Genomic DNA, 14,316 nt, shown 5'->3' with positions numbered 1-14,316 from the left:
GACACGCTCCGGGGGACGGGGCGTCCGTGCTGTGGTGGGGTCGGAGGATGAGTGAGCGCGGCGGAGGGCGGGGGGCGGGGGTGCTGCCCGAGGGGGCGGTGCGGCTGGCGGGGTGGTGCGCGGTGCTGCTGCTGGTGGCCGGGGTGGCGTGGGTGGCGGTGTGGCTGTGCGTGTTGTTCCGGGCGGCGGTCATCCCGGTGCTGCTGGCGCTGCTGGGGACCGCGCTGCTGACCCCCTTGCACCGGCGGCTGCTGGCGATGAAGGTGCAGCGGTCGCTGGCGGCGGGGCTGACCTGCGCGGCCGTGCTGGTGGTGGTCGGCGGGGCGACGTACATCGTGGTGGTGGCGCTGGTCGACTCGGGTGACCAGATCGTCGCCTCGGCGAAGCTGGCGGCGCAGGACGTCGCCCGGTTCCTGGGGGCCGGTGAGGCGTCGCTGGACGATCTGGCGTCGAACGCGCGGGACCTGTTCGACCGGTTCGGCGAGCCCGCGGCCTCGGGGGTGATCAGCGGGCTCGGCCTGGTGGCGCAGGCAGGGGCCATGGGGGTGCTGGCGGTGCTGCTCGTCTTCTTCTTCCTCCGGGACGGCGACCGGGTCGTGGGGTCGCTGCGCACGATGGCGCCCGGGCCGGTCGGCGAGATGACGGAGGCGATCGCGCGACGGGCCTACCGGGCCGTCGAGGGGTTCATGCGCGGGACGACCATGATCGCCCTGATCGACGGCGTCCTCACGACGATCGGCCTGCTCATCCTCGGTGTGCCGGGGGCGCCCGGGCTGGGGGCGCTGGTCTTCATCGGTGCGTACATCCCGTACCTGGGGGCGTTCGTCTCCGGGGTGCTGGCGGTGCTGGTGGCCCTCGCCGACGGGGGGTTCGCGATCGCGCTCTGGACGCTGCTGGTGATCTTCCTGGTGCAGATGCTGGAGGCCAACGTGCTCCAGCCGGTGATCCAGAGCCGCACCGTGCAGATGCACCCGGCGGTGGTGCTGGTGGCGATCACGGCGGGCGCGACGGTCGGCGGGGTCATCGGCGTGCTGCTCGCGGTGCCGGCCACCGCGGCCGCCTTCGGCATCGTCGCGGAGCTGCGCGAGCGGTACGGGGGCGGGAGCGGGGCCACGGCGGCGGGCGCGGGCCCGGTCGGCGGGGAGCCCGGCACCCCGTAGGCCGCCCGGCTCAGAGGTTCTCGGCGGCCTCCGCCAGCCGGTCTAGGGCGGCCTCGTCCAGCTCCGGGGCCGCGTCCTCGGCGGCCTCGGCGTCCTCGCCCTCCTTCCCGGCGCCGGGCTCGTGCTCGGCCATCTCGAACCAGATGCACTTGCCGGTGCCCTGCGGGTCGACGCCCCAGGCGTCGGCGAGCAGGTCGAGCAGGACCAGGCCGCGTCCCGAGGAGGCCAGCTCGCCGGGGGTCCGCTTGTGCGGGAGGTCGTCGCTGGGGTCGGAGACCTCGACGCGCAGGCGGCGTGAGCCGGGCGGGCCGAGGAGTTCGGCGGCGAGCAGCCCGTCGCCGTCGGTGTGCACGAGGACGTTGGTGAGCAGCTCGGAGAGGAGCAGCACGGCCGAGTCGACCTGCTCCTCGTCGGCCCAGTCGTGCATGACCGCGCGCAGCTGCTGGCGGGCCTCGGAGATCCGCTCGCCCTCGTCCTGCCGGATGGTGACGACGGTCCGCCGCCCGGCGGTGACGGGCCCGCCGGTGGCGTGCAGGTCGCGGTGCATGAGGAGCACCGCGATGTCGTCGTCGCGCCGGTCCACCAACGGGCCCGGCCGGTGGTACGAGGAGGGGCCGTGGACCGCCTGGACGAGCCGGTCGGCGAGGTCTTCGAGGCCGTCGCCGCTGAGCGGGTCGTGGAGCTGCCCGTCGGTGTCGTCGGGCGCCGGTGGCCCGGGGCTTTCCATGACCGCGCGGACCCGGTCGAAGCCGGTGGCGAAGTCGTGTCCGCCCGTCTCGATCATGCCGTCGGTGCACAGCATGATCGTTTCCCCCGGTTCGAGGACGATCCGGGTGATGGGGTAGTCGGCGTCCGGGTCGATCCCGAGCGGCAGCCCGCCCGTGGTGGGGCGGAGCAGGACGGTGCCGTCGGTCATCCGGATGACCGGGTCGGGATGGCCGGCGCGGGCCACCTCCAGGACGCCGGTCGACGGGTCGGCCTCGATGTACAGGCAGGTGGCGAAGCGCAGGTCGGCGTACTCGTCGACGGGCAGGGCGCCGTCCTCGCCCTTGTTGCTGCCGCCGGAGGAGCCGTAGATCCGGGAGGTCATGATGCCGGAGAGGAAGCGGGTGGCGCGGGCGAGGACGGCGTCGGGGCGGTGGCCCTCGGCGGCGTAGGCGCGCAGGGCGATGCGGAGCTGGCCCATCAGCCCGGCCGCGCGGACGTCGTGGCCCTGGACGTCGCCGATGACGAAGGCGTACCGCTGGGTGCCGCCGGTCTCCTCGCCGTGGGCGGCGCCGGGCAGCGGGATCATGTCGTACCAGTCGCCGCCGACCTGGAGGCCGCCGCCGGTCGGGACGTAGCGGGCGGCGACGCTCATGCCCGCGATGGAGGGGCCCAGCGTCGGCAGCATGGTGCGCTGGAGGCCGTCGGTCAGCTCGCGGGCCGATTCGGCGTCGCCCGCGCGGGAGAGGGCCTGGGCGAGCATGCGGGCGACGGTGGTGAGGACGGAGCGCTCGTCGGGGGTGAAGTAGACCCGGTACGTGAAGGCGGCCATCCACGCGCCGATGGTGCGGCCGCCCGCCACCAGCGGCAGGAACGCCCAGGACTGCCGGTCGAAGCGGCTGGCCAGGGGCCAGGTCAGCGGATAGCGCTCGCGGTACTCCTCCGGGGAGGAGAGGTAGACGGCGCGGCCGGTGCGGACCACGTCGGCGGCCGGGTAGGAGGTCTCCAGCGTCATGTCGAGGAAGGGCTCCTCGTCGCCGGTGTTCTGGCCGTGGTGGCCGACCACGGTGAGCTTGTTGCCCTCGACGCCGAAGACCGCGAGGCCGTCCGGGGAGAAGCCCGGCATGGACAGGCCCGCCGCCACCCGCAGCACCTCGTCCGTCGAGCGGGCCTCCGCCAGGGCCCGGCCCGCGTCCAGCAGGAACGCCTCGCGCGAGCGCCGCCAGTCCCCGGTGACCGCCGCCCGCGCGCCCGCCGGCGGCTCGCTGACCTCCTGAAGGGTGCCGGTGAGCAGCACGTCCCTGCGCCCGGGCCCGATCCGCTCCGGCTTGGACCGGCTGCGTACGGTCCGCAGGACGCGGCCGTCGGCGTCCATGACGCGCAGCCGCACCTCGGCGAGGGTGGATTCGGTCAGGGCGAGGGAGACGACGCCGTTGATCTCGTTCCAGTCGACCGGGTGGAAGCGGGCGCGGACGACCGTCTCGGGGAGGACCGCCGCCTCCTCGGGCAGCCCCAGGAGCCGGGCGGCCTCCGCGTCGATGGTGACGACGCCTCTCGCGTTGTCCCAGCGCCACAGGCCCGTGGCCACAGCGGCCAGGACGTCCCTCACGTCCGGGAGGGAATCCTCGGTGCGCATTGCCCTACTTTATTCCGCCCACCCGCACCCGCGACTCGACCCCTGCTCCGAGCGGGTCCAGGGCGTCCCTCAGCTGGGGGAACAGATGTCCAGCCCGGCCGGCGCTTGAGGCCGATCCGTGACCCCAGGGGGCACCCACCCGCCGCCCGGCATCGAGCGCACCCCCACCCCAAGGGCCCCCAGGGATATCCCGACGAAGGGCCCAGCCCTGAGCGGTAACCTGGGACCGGGCTGAGTCACCCCGAACCCCACCTCCGAAGACTGGATGAACGACGATGCACCGGTACAGGTCCCACACCTGCGGCGAGCTCCGCGCCTCTGACGTCGGCTCCGACGTCCGGCTGAGCGGCTGGCTGCACAATCGCCGAGACCTGGGCGGCATCCTCTTCATCGATCTGCGCGACCACTACGGCATCACGCAGCTCGTCGCCCGCCCGGGCACGCCCGCCGCCGAGCTCCTGGACAAGCTGTCCAAGGAGACGGTGGTCCGCGTCGACGGCCAGGTCGTCTCGCGCGGCACCGAGAACGTCAACCCGGAGCTGCCCACCGGCGAGATCGAGATCGAGGTCTCCGAGGTCGAGGTGCTCGGTGAGGCCGCCCCGCTCCCCTTCACCATCAACGCCGAGGACGGCGTGAACGAGGAGCGCCGCCTGGAGTACCGCTTCCTCGACCTGCGCCGCGAGCGCATGCACCGCAACATCATGCTGCGCACCGCCGTGATCTCGGCGATCCGCCACAAGATGACGGCGCTGGGCTTCAACGAGATGGCGACCCCGATCCTCGCCGCGACCTCCCCCGAGGGCGCCCGCGACTTCGTCGTCCCCTCCCGCCTGAACCCGGGCAAGTTCTACGCGCTGCCGCAGGCCCCGCAGCAGTTCAAGCAGCTGCTGATGATCTCGGGCTTCGACCGGTACTTCCAGATCGCCCCCTGCTTCCGCGACGAGGACGCCCGCGCCGACCGTTCGCCGGGCGAGTTCTACCAGCTCGACGTCGAGATGAGCTTCGTCGAGCAGGAGGACGTCTTCCGTCCCATCGAGAAGCTGATGACGGAGCTGTTCACGGAGTTCGGCGGCGGCCGCGAGGTCACCTCCCCGTTCCCGCGCATCCCGTTCCGCGAGTCGATGCTGAAGTACGGCAACGACAAGCCCGACCTGCGCGCCCAGCTCGAACTGGTCGACATCACCGACGTCTTCGCCGACTCCGGTTTCAAGGCGTTCGCCGGCAAGCACGTCCGCGCGCTGCCGGTGCCGGACACCGCCGGGCAGTCCCGCAAGTTCTTCGACGGCCTCGGTGACTACGCCGTCGAGCAGGGCGCCAAGGGCCTCGCCTGGGTCCGCGTCGGCGACGACGGCGCCCTGTCCGGCCCGATCGCCAAGTTCCTCACCGAGGACGACGTCGCGGTCCTCACCGAGCGCCTCGGCCTCAAGCCGGGCCACGCGGTCTTCTTCGGCGCCGGCGAGTTCGACGAGGTCTCCAGGATCATGTCGGCCGTCCGCGTCGAGGCCGCCAAGCGCTCCGGCCACTTCGAGGAGAACGTCTTCCGCTTCTGCTGGATCGTCGACTTCCCGATGTACGAGAAGGACGAGGAGACCGGCAAGATCGAGTTCTCCCACAACCCCTTCTCGATGCCCCAGGGCGGCATGAAGGACCTGGAGGAGAAGGACCCGCTCGACATCCTCGCGTGGCAGTACGACATCGTCTGCAACGGCATCGAGCTCTCCTCCGGCGCCATCCGGAACCACGAGCCCGAGGTCATGCTCAAGGCCTTCGAGATCGCCGGTTACGAGCGCGAGACCGTCGAGCGCGAGTTCGCGGGCATGCTCCGCGCCTTCCGCCTCGGCGCCCCGCCGCACGGCGGCATCGCCCCCGGCGTCGACCGCATCGTGATGCTCCTCGCCGACGAGCCCAACATCCGCGAGACCATCGCCTTCCCGCTCAACGGCAACGCCCAGGACCTGATGATGGGCGCCCCGACCGAGCTGGAGGAGTCCCGCCTGCGCGAGCTGAACATCCAGCTCCGCAAGCCGGTCGCGGACAAGGCCAAGGACAAGTAGTCCCCCCCGCCCGCACGCTGACAGGGCCCGGCCCTCCCCTCGGGGAGACCGGGCCCTGTCGCGTAGGTACGGAGCCGGAGCCGGGGGACCGGAGCCGGGACCGGGGTCAGGCCGCCGGGGCCGGGCCGGAGCCCCGGGTGATCTGGTGGCAGCTGCGGCACTCCAGGCTGCCGTTGAGGGCGTCGTCGGTGGTGAGCACCCGGGTCCGCTTCGAACCGCAGTGCACGCACTGGCCGGGTGTGCCACGGGCGACCCGGCGGGCGGTGAGCCAGGCCGGACCCCTGCTGTCGAGGCGGGCCAGAAGGACGACCGCGCCGACGACGAGGACGAGGAGCACGGCGACGGTGAGGACGGTGACCAAGGGGACCTCGCGGTGGGCGGAAGCCGGTGACGGAGCGGCCCCGGGGCCGCAGGCCGCATCCTGTCAGCCCGCGAACTCCCTGGCCAGCATGGCGTACACGTACTCGCTGCCCCAGGTGCCGGTGGCCGGGTTGACGTCGCTGTCGACCAGGTACGCCTCGCGGCGCATGCCGAGCCGTTCGCAGACGCGCCAGGAGGGCTTGTTGTCGGCGTCGAGCCGTGCGTAGACCCGGTGCACCTTGAGCGGGCCGAAGGCGGCCGCCAGGACGGCCCGGGCCGCCTCGGTGGCGTAGCCGTGACCGGCGTACTCCGGCGCGAAGACCCAGCCGATCTCCGCCTGCGCGGCGAGCGCGGAGCGGAGCCGGAGCCCCGTCTCGCCGATCACCTGCCCGCGCAGGCAGACCGCGAGCCCCAGGTCGGCCCCGGTGGTGCCCCACTCCGGGGACTCGACGCTGCGCGCGATGAGCTTCGCGCACCCCTCCCGGTCCAGCGGCGGCCGGTACAGGTACCGCGCCACGTCCTCCCGCCGGTGATAGGCGTGCAACGCGTCGGCGTCCTCCGCCCGCAACGGCCGCAGCACCAGCCGCTCGGTCCGTATCGGCATCTCCACCCGCACGCCACCCTCCCCAGCTCGTCCGGAACGGGCAGCTTAGGCGGGGGCGGGCGCTTCACACCACCGGCGGCCGCCCCAGTCGCGTCATCCGCCACACCGTGCGCCACGCCACCGGGCCGCGGGGGCCGCAGGGGGTGCGCAGGCCCTCGAAGAAGCCGCCCCACCAGGCTCTCAGGGCGGAGGGGGAGCGGAGGCGGGCCGTCATGAGGAGGCCGTCGTCGTCCAGTTCCACGGCTACGTCGACGGCGTCGGAGTCGCGGAGCAGGGCGAGGCCGGCGTTGCGGCCGCCGGGGCAGCCGAGGTTCTCGGTGAGCGGGAGCTTGGTGAGCGGCAGGCCCCAAGCGTCGTCGGGGAGGTCGGTGAGCGGGGTGGCGTTGCCGACCAGGACCACGCGTGTGGCCGGGACGTCCTGCCGGGCCACCGAGGCGAGGAGCGCCGCCAGTTCGCGTGGGCGGGTGCCCATGGTGACGATGACGACTCCGACGCGCGGCGGCGGCATGGCGGTGACTCCCGTGGTCGGCCGGTCCCCTGGGAGCAGGGGGCGCCGATGCTCACGCCGTGCGCCGCCCGGCCGTCACGCGCGCACGGAAACGGGGCCGCCTACTCCGGCCACGCGGACTCCTCGATGGTGGTGACGAAGTCGCCCGGGGTGAAACCGGGGACGAAGTGGGCGAGGACGTCGGCCTTGACGTTGCCGAAGGTGGTCTCCGGCTTGGGGGCGATGCCCTCGGTGAAGGCGGCGAGGATGCGGCGCTTGAAGTCGGGGCGCGGGTGACGGGCGACGATCGCGGTGCGGTCGGCCTCGTCGAGGCTGTCGTAGCCGAGGCCGAGCACGTCGTACTCGACGCCCGCCGTCACCAGGGCCACCTCCGGCTCCATGAACTCCGGGATGCCCGGGGTGGTGTGCAGGGCGATGGCGGTCCAGACACGCCGGATGCTGTCCTCGGGGACGGCGCGGGCGGCGAGGAAGCGGCGGGCCTCGTCGGCGCTGTCGACCTCGAAGCGGCGGCCGCTGTTCCGGTACTCCTCGCCGAGGCCGAGGTCGTGGAACATGGCGCCGAGGTAGAGGAGTTCCGGGTCGTAGCTCAGGCCGCGTCGCTTGCCGCGCAGGGCGCCGAAGTAGTAGACGCGGCGCGAGTGGTGGTAGATCAGCTCCGGCGCCGTCTCGCGGACCAGTTCGGTCGCCTCGGCGGCGAGCCGGGTGTCGGGCACCCGCACCCCCGCCACCTCAGGTTCGGCGCTCGCGTACCCGGCCATGGCTCACCGCTCCCTTGCTGACGTACGGCCCCCGTCGCGCGTCCAGTGTGGGCGGCGCGGGGGACCGGCGCCAAGGGGGAGCGCCGCCCGGGTGGCGGGCCGGCCCGGGTCAGGCCGCCGGGCGGGTCAGCCTGGCCAGGACACGGGAGCGCAGCAGCTCGTACTCCTCGCGCAGGCGGGTGAAGTGGGGCGGGCGGGGGACGACCTCGCCGTCCGAGACGATCTCCTCGGGGGCGAACTGCTCGCGGGTGAGGTCGATCTCGATCCCCTCGCCGAGCCGGTTCCACCAGTGGAAGTCGGTCTGTACGCCGTCGACGCGGACCACGCCGCGGATCAGCTCGCCGCCGAGCAGGTCGTTGAGGACCATCGCGGTCACTCCGCACTGGTCGCGGGCCGGGTTGTCCGGGCTCCAGTGCGGTCGGTGGGCCGGGGTGGTGGTGTCCGCGCCCCAGCTCGCGCGGACGGCGGCCTCGATGTCGGTGAGGAGGAAGGGGCGCGGGCCGGGGGCCGGGGCGTCGGGTCCGGGAGTGGTGGCGGGGAGGGCGGTCGTCATGAGGCGGAGTGTGACAGGGGCCACTGACAGCCGACGGCCCGCGAGGGCGCCACGAGGGCGGCAGCGGTGGCGGAGGCGCGGATTCCGGTGGCGGGGGCTCGGAGCATCGTCCAATGGGGGTCGTGTTTGCGTCTACAATCCCCGCTTCTGCCTTGCAGGTGAGAGGCGCAGCGCCTTACCGTGCCGCACATGCAGTCCTACACCATCGGCCAGGCGGCCCAGCTCCTAGGCGTCAGCCCCGACACGGCGCGCCGCTGGGCCGACGCCGGGCGGGTCGCCACCCACCGCGACGACAACGGCCGGCGGCTCATCGAGGGGCAGGCGCTCGCCGCCCTCGCGGTGGAGGTCGGCCAGCAGGGCGCGGACGACGAGGAAGCCTCGTACACCACCGCCCGGAACGCCTTTCCCGGCATCGTCACCGGGGTGAAGCTCGGCGACGTCGCGGCGCAGGTCGAGATCCAGGCCGGGCCGCACCGGCTGGTCTCCCTGCTGACCAGGGAGGCGGTCGAGGAGCTCGGACTGGAGGTCGGGATGCGGGCCACCGCCCGGGTCAAGTCGACCAACGTGCACATCGACCGGACCTGACGACCGGGCCTGAGGGGCGCGAGCCCCGGCACCGGCACCCCCCGCCCCGCCCCACGGCCTGATCGGCACCGTCAGCGCGACCCATCCGGAACCCGGACCGAGGAGCCCATCCCCATGGCCAGTTCACCCCTCTCCCGCCCGCCCCGCGGCCGCGCCCTGCCGGCGGTCGTCACCGCCGCCGTGCTGATACCGCTCGCCGCCTGCGGAGGAGGGGACAAGGACAAGGGCGGGGACGGCTCCGCCCCGGCCGGGTCGGAGAAGAAGAACACGCAGCTCACCGTGGTCGCCGCCGCCTCGCTCACCGACGTGTTCGAGCAGGCCGGGAAGGCGTACGAGAAGGAGCACCCGGGCGTCAGGATCGGCTTCTCCTTCGCCGGATCGCAGGAGCTGGCCGCGCAGGTCAAGCAGGGGGCGCCCGCCGACGCCCTGGTCACCGCCGACACCAAGACCATGGACGGCCTCGCCGCCGAGACCGGCGAGCCCACCGTCATCGCCAAGAACCGCCTGGTCATCGCGGTGGAGGAGGGCAACCCGAAGAAGGTCGGCTCGCTGAAGGACCTCACCGACGAGCAGCTCAAGGTGGTGCTCGCCGCCGAGGAGGTCCCCGTCGGGCGGTACGGCCAGCAGATCCTGGACGCCCAGCAGCTGCGGGTGAAGCCGGTCTCGCAGGAGGTCAGCGTCCGCGCCGTGCTGAGCAAGGTCGAGCTGGGCGAGGCGGACGCGGGCCTCGTCTACAAGACCGACGCCGAGACCGTCCCGGACAAGGTCGACGCGGTCGACATCCCGGACGCGCAGAACGTCGTCGCCTCCTACCCGGCGGCCACCCTCAAGGGCTCCGAGCACGCGAAGGAGGCCGACGCCTTCGTGCGGTGGCTCTCCTCCGACGAGGCGCAGGAGCTGCTGCGGAAGGCCGGGTTCCAGCAGCCCTGAGCCCGGGCGGCGGGGGCGCGCGGGGCGCACTTCAGCGCTCGTGACGGTCGGGGCGCTCGCTCACGTGTTCGTGTGCGCCGCGCGCACCCGTTGCTCCGGCGGCTCCGTGTGGCGCGCCGACGGACGGGGGAGGCCGAAAAAGAGCGCGGCGCGTGAGGTGTGCGGGGCGTCGTGGACGGAGGAGCGCGGGTGCGAGGCGGGAGCGGGGTGGGGCAGGCGTGAAGCGGGGAGTCGTGGGCGGGCCGGTGCGGTCCGGGAGGCCCGGCGCCGGTGCGGGCGGCGCGGTGCGCCGGGGTGTCCCGGCGGGGCTGCTGGTCCCGGCGCTGGTCGGCGTCGCCTTCCTGCTGCTCCCGCTGGTCGGCGTATTGGCCAGGACGGACTGGCCCTCCCTGCTCCATCACCTGACGACGCCGCAGGTGACACAGGCGCTCCGGCTGTCGCTGGTCGTCTCCGGCTGGGCGCTGCTCCTCTCGCTGCTGATGGGGGTGCCGTTGGCCTGGCTGCTGGCCCGCGTGCCGTTCCCCGGCAAGGCGCTGGTCCGCTCGCTGGTGCTGCTGCCGATGGTGCTGCCGCCGACCGTCGGCGGTGTCGCCCTGCTGCTGGCCTTCGGGCGGCGCGGGGTGCTCGGGCCGTGGCTGGAGTCCACCTTCGGGCTGACCCTGCCGTTCCACACGGCGGGCGCGGTGGTCGCCGCCGCCTTCGTGGCGATGCCGTTCCTGGTGATCAGCCTGGAAGGGGCCCTCGCCGGGCTGCGTCCCTCGCTGGAGGAGACGGCCGCCTCGCTCGGCGCGGGCCCGCTGCGGGTCTTCGCCACGGTGACGCTCCCGCTGCTCGCCCCGGCGCTGGCCGCCGGAGCCGCGCTGACCTGGGCGCGGGCACTCGGCGAGTTCGGCGCGACCATCACCTTCGCGGGGAACCTGCCGGGCGCCACCCAGACCCTGCCGCTCCAGGTGTACCTCCTCCTCCAGGACTCCCCCGAGGCCGCCACCTCCGTCTCGCTGCTGCTGCTGGTGATCGCCATGGCGGTCCTGGTGGCCCTGCGCGGCCGCTGGACGGGCGGGGCTGTACGCGAGGCCCGCGCCACCCCGCTGGAAGGCGCGGCGGCCCCCGACGACCCGGCCGGTTTCGCGGACCCGGGCGCCCCCGAGGAGGGCGTCACCCTGGAGAAGCCCCCGATACGCCCCGGGGCCGACGCCGACGCCGGCCCCGGCGCCACGGCGGCCCCCGCCCCGGCTGCCGGTGAGTCCGACCTGCGCGCCGAACTCACCGGCTACACGCACTTCCCGCTCACCGCGCCCGCCGGCACCACCATCGCCGTCGTCGGGCCGAACGGCGCGGGCAAGACGACCCTGCTCCGCGCCCTGCTGGGCCTGACCCCGCGCGCTCACGCCGAGGTCCTGTTCGGCGGCCGCGACGTGACCCGCCTGCCCACCCACCGGCGCGAGGTGGCCTGGGTGCCGCAGGACGGGGCGCTCTTCCCGCACCTGTCGGCGCTGGCCAACACGGCGTACGGGCTCCGGGCGCGCGGCGTCCCCCGGGCCGAGGCGCGGCGGCAGGCGCGGGAGTGGCTGGTGCGGCTCGGCGTGGGCGAGCTGGCCGGCCGGCGCCCCGCGCAGCTCTCCGGCGGCCAGGCCCAGCGGGTGGCGCTGGCCCGGGCGCTGGCGGCCCGCCCCCGCCTCCTGCTGCTCGACGAGCCGCTGGCGGCGCTGGACCAGACGACAAGAGCGCGGGTCCGGCACACCCTGCGGCGCCATCTCGCCGGGTTCGGCGGGGTCTGCCTGATCGTCACGCACGATCCGGTGGAGGCGGTGTCGCTGGCCGACCGGGTCCTGGTGCTGGAGGGCGGTGCGGCGGTGCAGGACGCGCCGCCCGCCGAGGTCACCCGGCACCCGCGTTCCCCGTGGGTGGCGAGGATGCTCGGCGGCAACGCCTGGGAGGGCACGGCCGGTCCGGGCGGCACGGTCGAGCTGGCGGGCGGCGGCCTGCTGACGACGGCACCGGGCGAGGGGACTTTGCCCGGGCCGGGCGCCCCGGTCCTCGCCGTGATCGCTCCGGAGGCGGTCTCGCTCCACCTGGCCCGCCCGGAGGGCAGTCCGCGGAACGTCTGGTCCGGGACGGTGCGGGAGCTGACAGCGGTCGGCAGCCGGCTCCGGGTCCTCGTCACCTCGCCGGAGGTGCCGGCCCTGGTCGCCGAGATCACCCCGGCGGCCGCGGCCGACCTCGGGCTCGCCGACGGGAGGCGGGTCTGGACGGCGGTCAAGGCCACGGAGGTGACGGTGGTGGGGCTCTGATTGCGGAGCACGGGCCGCCGTTTCCTGGGGAGTTGGCCGCAGACCGGCGTGTTCCGGCCGGGTCGCGGTGGAGCGGGCCCGGGACCGTGGAGCGGATGCGGAGATCTGCATAAAGTCTTTACATGCACAGCTACGGAACCGGTGAAGCCCCGGCCCGCATCCCGTCCGCCGCTCCCGACCTCGCCCCCGAAACCGCCGCCGGGGAACAGGCGTTGCTCGACGGCGGCCCGGCCCACGGCACGCGCCTGCGGGTCCTCGACCGCCCGGCGGTGGTGCAGGTGACGTATCCGTGCCGGACCGAGGACGGCCCGACGCCGTTCCGCGTCGACGCGCTCTACGTGTACCGGCGCGACCCCCGCGTCCACCACGAGCCGCTCCGCTACGGCTACGACCACGCGAGTCCCTGACGCCCCCACCGGCGTACGCGGGCACCCGGCCGAGAACCCCCGGCGCTCCCCGTCGTTCACCCGGGCGGGGAGTCCCATCAGGCGTGGCCGGGCCGCGACAACTCGGGCCTGACCGGCGGGAACCCGGGAAGGATTCCCCGTGCCCGACTTGAGTGGCTACATTGCGCAAGGTCGTACAGATGCGGCGAGGGGATCTGAAGGGGGAGTGACCGGATGACCGGCAGCCGGCGGCGCGTGCCCGTGGGCGGGGGTGCGGAGCGTGACGGGGGCGGGCGGGAGCGGGATTCCGCGACGGCGCACGAGGGCGGGCGCAAGGCGCGGCCCGTCCTGCTGCTGGGCCTCTCCCTGGTGCTGCTGGCGACGGCGGGCGGCGGCTGGCTCTACCTCAAACTCGGCGGCAACCTCGGCACGTTCGGCCAGGAGGGCGTCTCCGACAACCGGCCCCCGGACACCTCGGCGGGCCAGAACATCCTGCTCCTCGGCTCCGACAGCCGCACCGGGGGCAATGCCGAACTCGGCGGCGGCGACAAGGACGACATCGGCCGCTCCGACACCGCGCTGCTGCTGCACGTCTACGCCGACGCCCAGCACGCCGTCGCCGTCTCCATCCCGCGCGACACCCTGGTCCCGATCCCGAGTTGCCGCCTGCCGGACGGCTCGTGGACCGAGCCGAAACAGCGCGCCATGTTCAACACCGCCTACACCGTGGGCGAGACGCCTGAGGGCAACCCCGCCTGCACGCAGAACACGGTGGAGCAGCTGACCGGGCTGCGCGTCGACCACACCCTCGTCATCGACTTCAAGGGCTTCTCCGACCTCACCGAGGTGGTCGGCGGCGTCCGCGTCTGCGTCCCGCAGGACATATACGAGCGCGACCTCAACCCGAAGCGCGCCACCCGCGGCGACCGCGTCTTCGCCCGCGGCGAGCAGGACGTCTCCGGGCAGCGGGCACTGGACTACGTCCGCATCCGGCACGGCATCGGCGACGGCTCCGACCTCGGCCGCATCAAACGCCAGCAGGCGTTCGTGGGCAGCCTGATGAAGAAGATCAAGGAGGACGGGCTCACCCCCGGCAAGCTCCTGCCGCTCGCGGACGCCGCCACCAAGTCGATGACGGTCGACCAGGGCCTCGGCTCCGCCGACAAGCTCCTGGACTTCGCCATGGGGCTCAGGAACATCGACCTCGACAACACCAAGTTCCTCACCATCCCCTGGCGTTACGAGGGCAACCGGGTGGCCGTCGTCGAACCGGACGCGGCCGCGCTGTGGCAGGCGCTCCGCAACGACCGCACCCTCGACGGCAAGAACGCCGGCGGCCGCCGCGAGGCCCGCCCCGCCGCCGACACCTCACCGGCCCCGGTCGGGCCGGTCGACGGCACCGGCACCACCGTCACCGTCCACAACGGCACCACCACCAGCGGTCTCGCCGCCCGCGCCGCCGAGCGCCTCGCCGCACACGGCTTCACCGTCGGCGCCCTGGGCAACGCGCCCCGGCAGGACGTGGCGGGCACCGTCGTCACCCACGGCCCCGGCGAGGCGGACCGCGCCCGCACGGCCGCCCGCCTCTTCCCGGGCGCCCGGCTCGTCGAGGCGGCGGCGCCCGGCATCGACATCACCGTCGGCAGCGCCTACGCCGCCGACCCCGACGCCGGGCCGGATTCCTCCCCCTCGCCGCAGTCGACCGGCGTCCCGGCCGAGGTGGCCGACGGCGCCCGCTCGGCCGACGACGACCTCTGCGACGACCTGTCGTACGGCTGAGCCCCCG

The 14,316-nt window shown here is 74.1% G+C and carries 13 protein-coding genes; 7 read left to right on the top strand and 6 right to left on the bottom strand.

Annotated features, from left to right (window positions below; all coding sequences use genetic code 11):
• Positions 1 to 47: 47 nt before the first annotated feature.
• The gene (locus tag OIM89_RS14655; protein WP_063830368.1) at positions 48 to 1,160 is read left to right on the top strand and encodes an AI-2E family transporter; all 1,113 of its coding nucleotides are present in this window, start codon (positions 48 to 50) and stop codon (positions 1,158 to 1,160) included.
• A 10-nt stretch (positions 1,161 to 1,170) separates the two neighbouring features.
• Here OIM89_RS14655 and OIM89_RS14650 read toward each other — a convergent pair whose 3' ends face one another.
• Positions 1,171 to 3,501, bottom strand: a complete 2,331-nt coding sequence (locus tag OIM89_RS14650; RefSeq protein WP_195730708.1) for a SpoIIE family protein phosphatase — start codon at positions 3,499 to 3,501, stop codon at positions 1,171 to 1,173.
• Positions 3,502 to 3,776: 275 nt separating this feature from the next.
• On the opposite strand from OIM89_RS14650, the gene aspS reads away from it, so the two are divergent.
• Positions 3,777 to 5,555 (top strand): aspartate--tRNA ligase, encoded by a 1,779-nt coding sequence (aspS, locus tag OIM89_RS14645; RefSeq protein WP_047466249.1) that lies wholly within the window; start codon positions 3,777 to 3,779, stop codon positions 5,553 to 5,555.
• A 106-nt stretch (positions 5,556 to 5,661) separates the two neighbouring features.
• On the opposite strand, the gene OIM89_RS14640 is transcribed toward aspS, so the two are convergent.
• The 5 genes from OIM89_RS14640 to OIM89_RS14620 form a co-directional block, all read right to left on the bottom strand.
• Positions 5,662 to 5,916 carry a hypothetical protein gene (locus OIM89_RS14640; RefSeq protein ID WP_030696987.1) on the bottom strand — a complete coding sequence of 85 codons (255 nt, stop codon included), beginning with the start codon at positions 5,914 to 5,916 and terminating at the stop codon, positions 5,662 to 5,664.
• Between the two features lie 63 nt (positions 5,917 to 5,979).
• Entirely contained in the window at positions 5,980 to 6,531 is a 552-nt protein-coding gene (locus OIM89_RS14635) for a GNAT family N-acetyltransferase (RefSeq protein ID WP_030696988.1), read from the bottom strand.
• Between the two features lie 52 nt (positions 6,532 to 6,583).
• On the bottom strand, positions 6,584 to 7,027 hold the full coding sequence (locus tag OIM89_RS14630; protein WP_030696989.1) for a glycosyltransferase family 2 protein: 444 nt from the start codon (positions 7,025 to 7,027) through the stop codon (positions 6,584 to 6,586).
• 101 nt (positions 7,028 to 7,128) lie between these two features.
• Positions 7,129 to 7,785, bottom strand: a complete 657-nt coding sequence (locus OIM89_RS14625; RefSeq protein ID WP_151168800.1) for an HD domain-containing protein — start codon at positions 7,783 to 7,785, stop codon at positions 7,129 to 7,131.
• 109 nt (positions 7,786 to 7,894) lie between these two features.
• Positions 7,895 to 8,338 carry a hypothetical protein gene (locus OIM89_RS14620; RefSeq protein ID WP_052230992.1) on the bottom strand — a complete coding sequence of 148 codons (444 nt, stop codon included), beginning with the start codon at positions 8,336 to 8,338 and terminating at the stop codon, positions 7,895 to 7,897.
• Between the two features lie 189 nt (positions 8,339 to 8,527).
• On the opposite strand from OIM89_RS14620, the gene OIM89_RS14615 reads away from it, so the two are divergent.
• The 5 genes from OIM89_RS14615 (at position 8,528) to OIM89_RS14595 (ending at position 14,309) form a co-directional block, all read left to right on the top strand.
• A complete protein-coding gene (locus OIM89_RS14615) occupies positions 8,528 to 8,923 on the top strand; it encodes a TOBE domain-containing protein (RefSeq protein WP_023418397.1) in 396 nt (131 codons plus the stop codon).
• A gap of 114 nt (positions 8,924 to 9,037) precedes the next feature.
• Complete coding sequence (gene modA / locus OIM89_RS14610; protein ID WP_030696992.1) at positions 9,038 to 9,853, top strand: molybdate ABC transporter substrate-binding protein; 816 nt, start codon at positions 9,038 to 9,040, stop codon at positions 9,851 to 9,853.
• 233 nt (positions 9,854 to 10,086) lie between these two features.
• Positions 10,087 to 12,144, top strand: a complete 2,058-nt coding sequence (locus OIM89_RS14605; RefSeq protein WP_413747426.1) for an ABC transporter permease — start codon at positions 10,087 to 10,089, stop codon at positions 12,142 to 12,144.
• A gap of 122 nt (positions 12,145 to 12,266) precedes the next feature.
• On the top strand, positions 12,267 to 12,551 hold the full coding sequence (locus OIM89_RS14600; RefSeq protein ID WP_030696994.1) for a hypothetical protein: 285 nt from the start codon (positions 12,267 to 12,269) through the stop codon (positions 12,549 to 12,551).
• A 213-nt stretch (positions 12,552 to 12,764) separates the two neighbouring features.
• A complete protein-coding gene (locus OIM89_RS14595; RefSeq protein WP_151168795.1) occupies positions 12,765 to 14,309 on the top strand; it encodes an LCP family protein in 1,545 nt (514 codons plus the stop codon).
• Positions 14,310 to 14,316 lie beyond the last annotated feature (7 nt).

This window comes from Streptomyces sp. BI87 (genome assembly GCF_025957665.1).
Taxonomy (GTDB): Bacteria; Actinomycetota; Actinomycetes; order Streptomycetales; family Streptomycetaceae; genus Streptomyces; species Streptomyces albidoflavus.
Note: the sequence above shows the minus strand (reverse complement) of the source record. Positions and strands in the feature narration are given on the sequence as shown.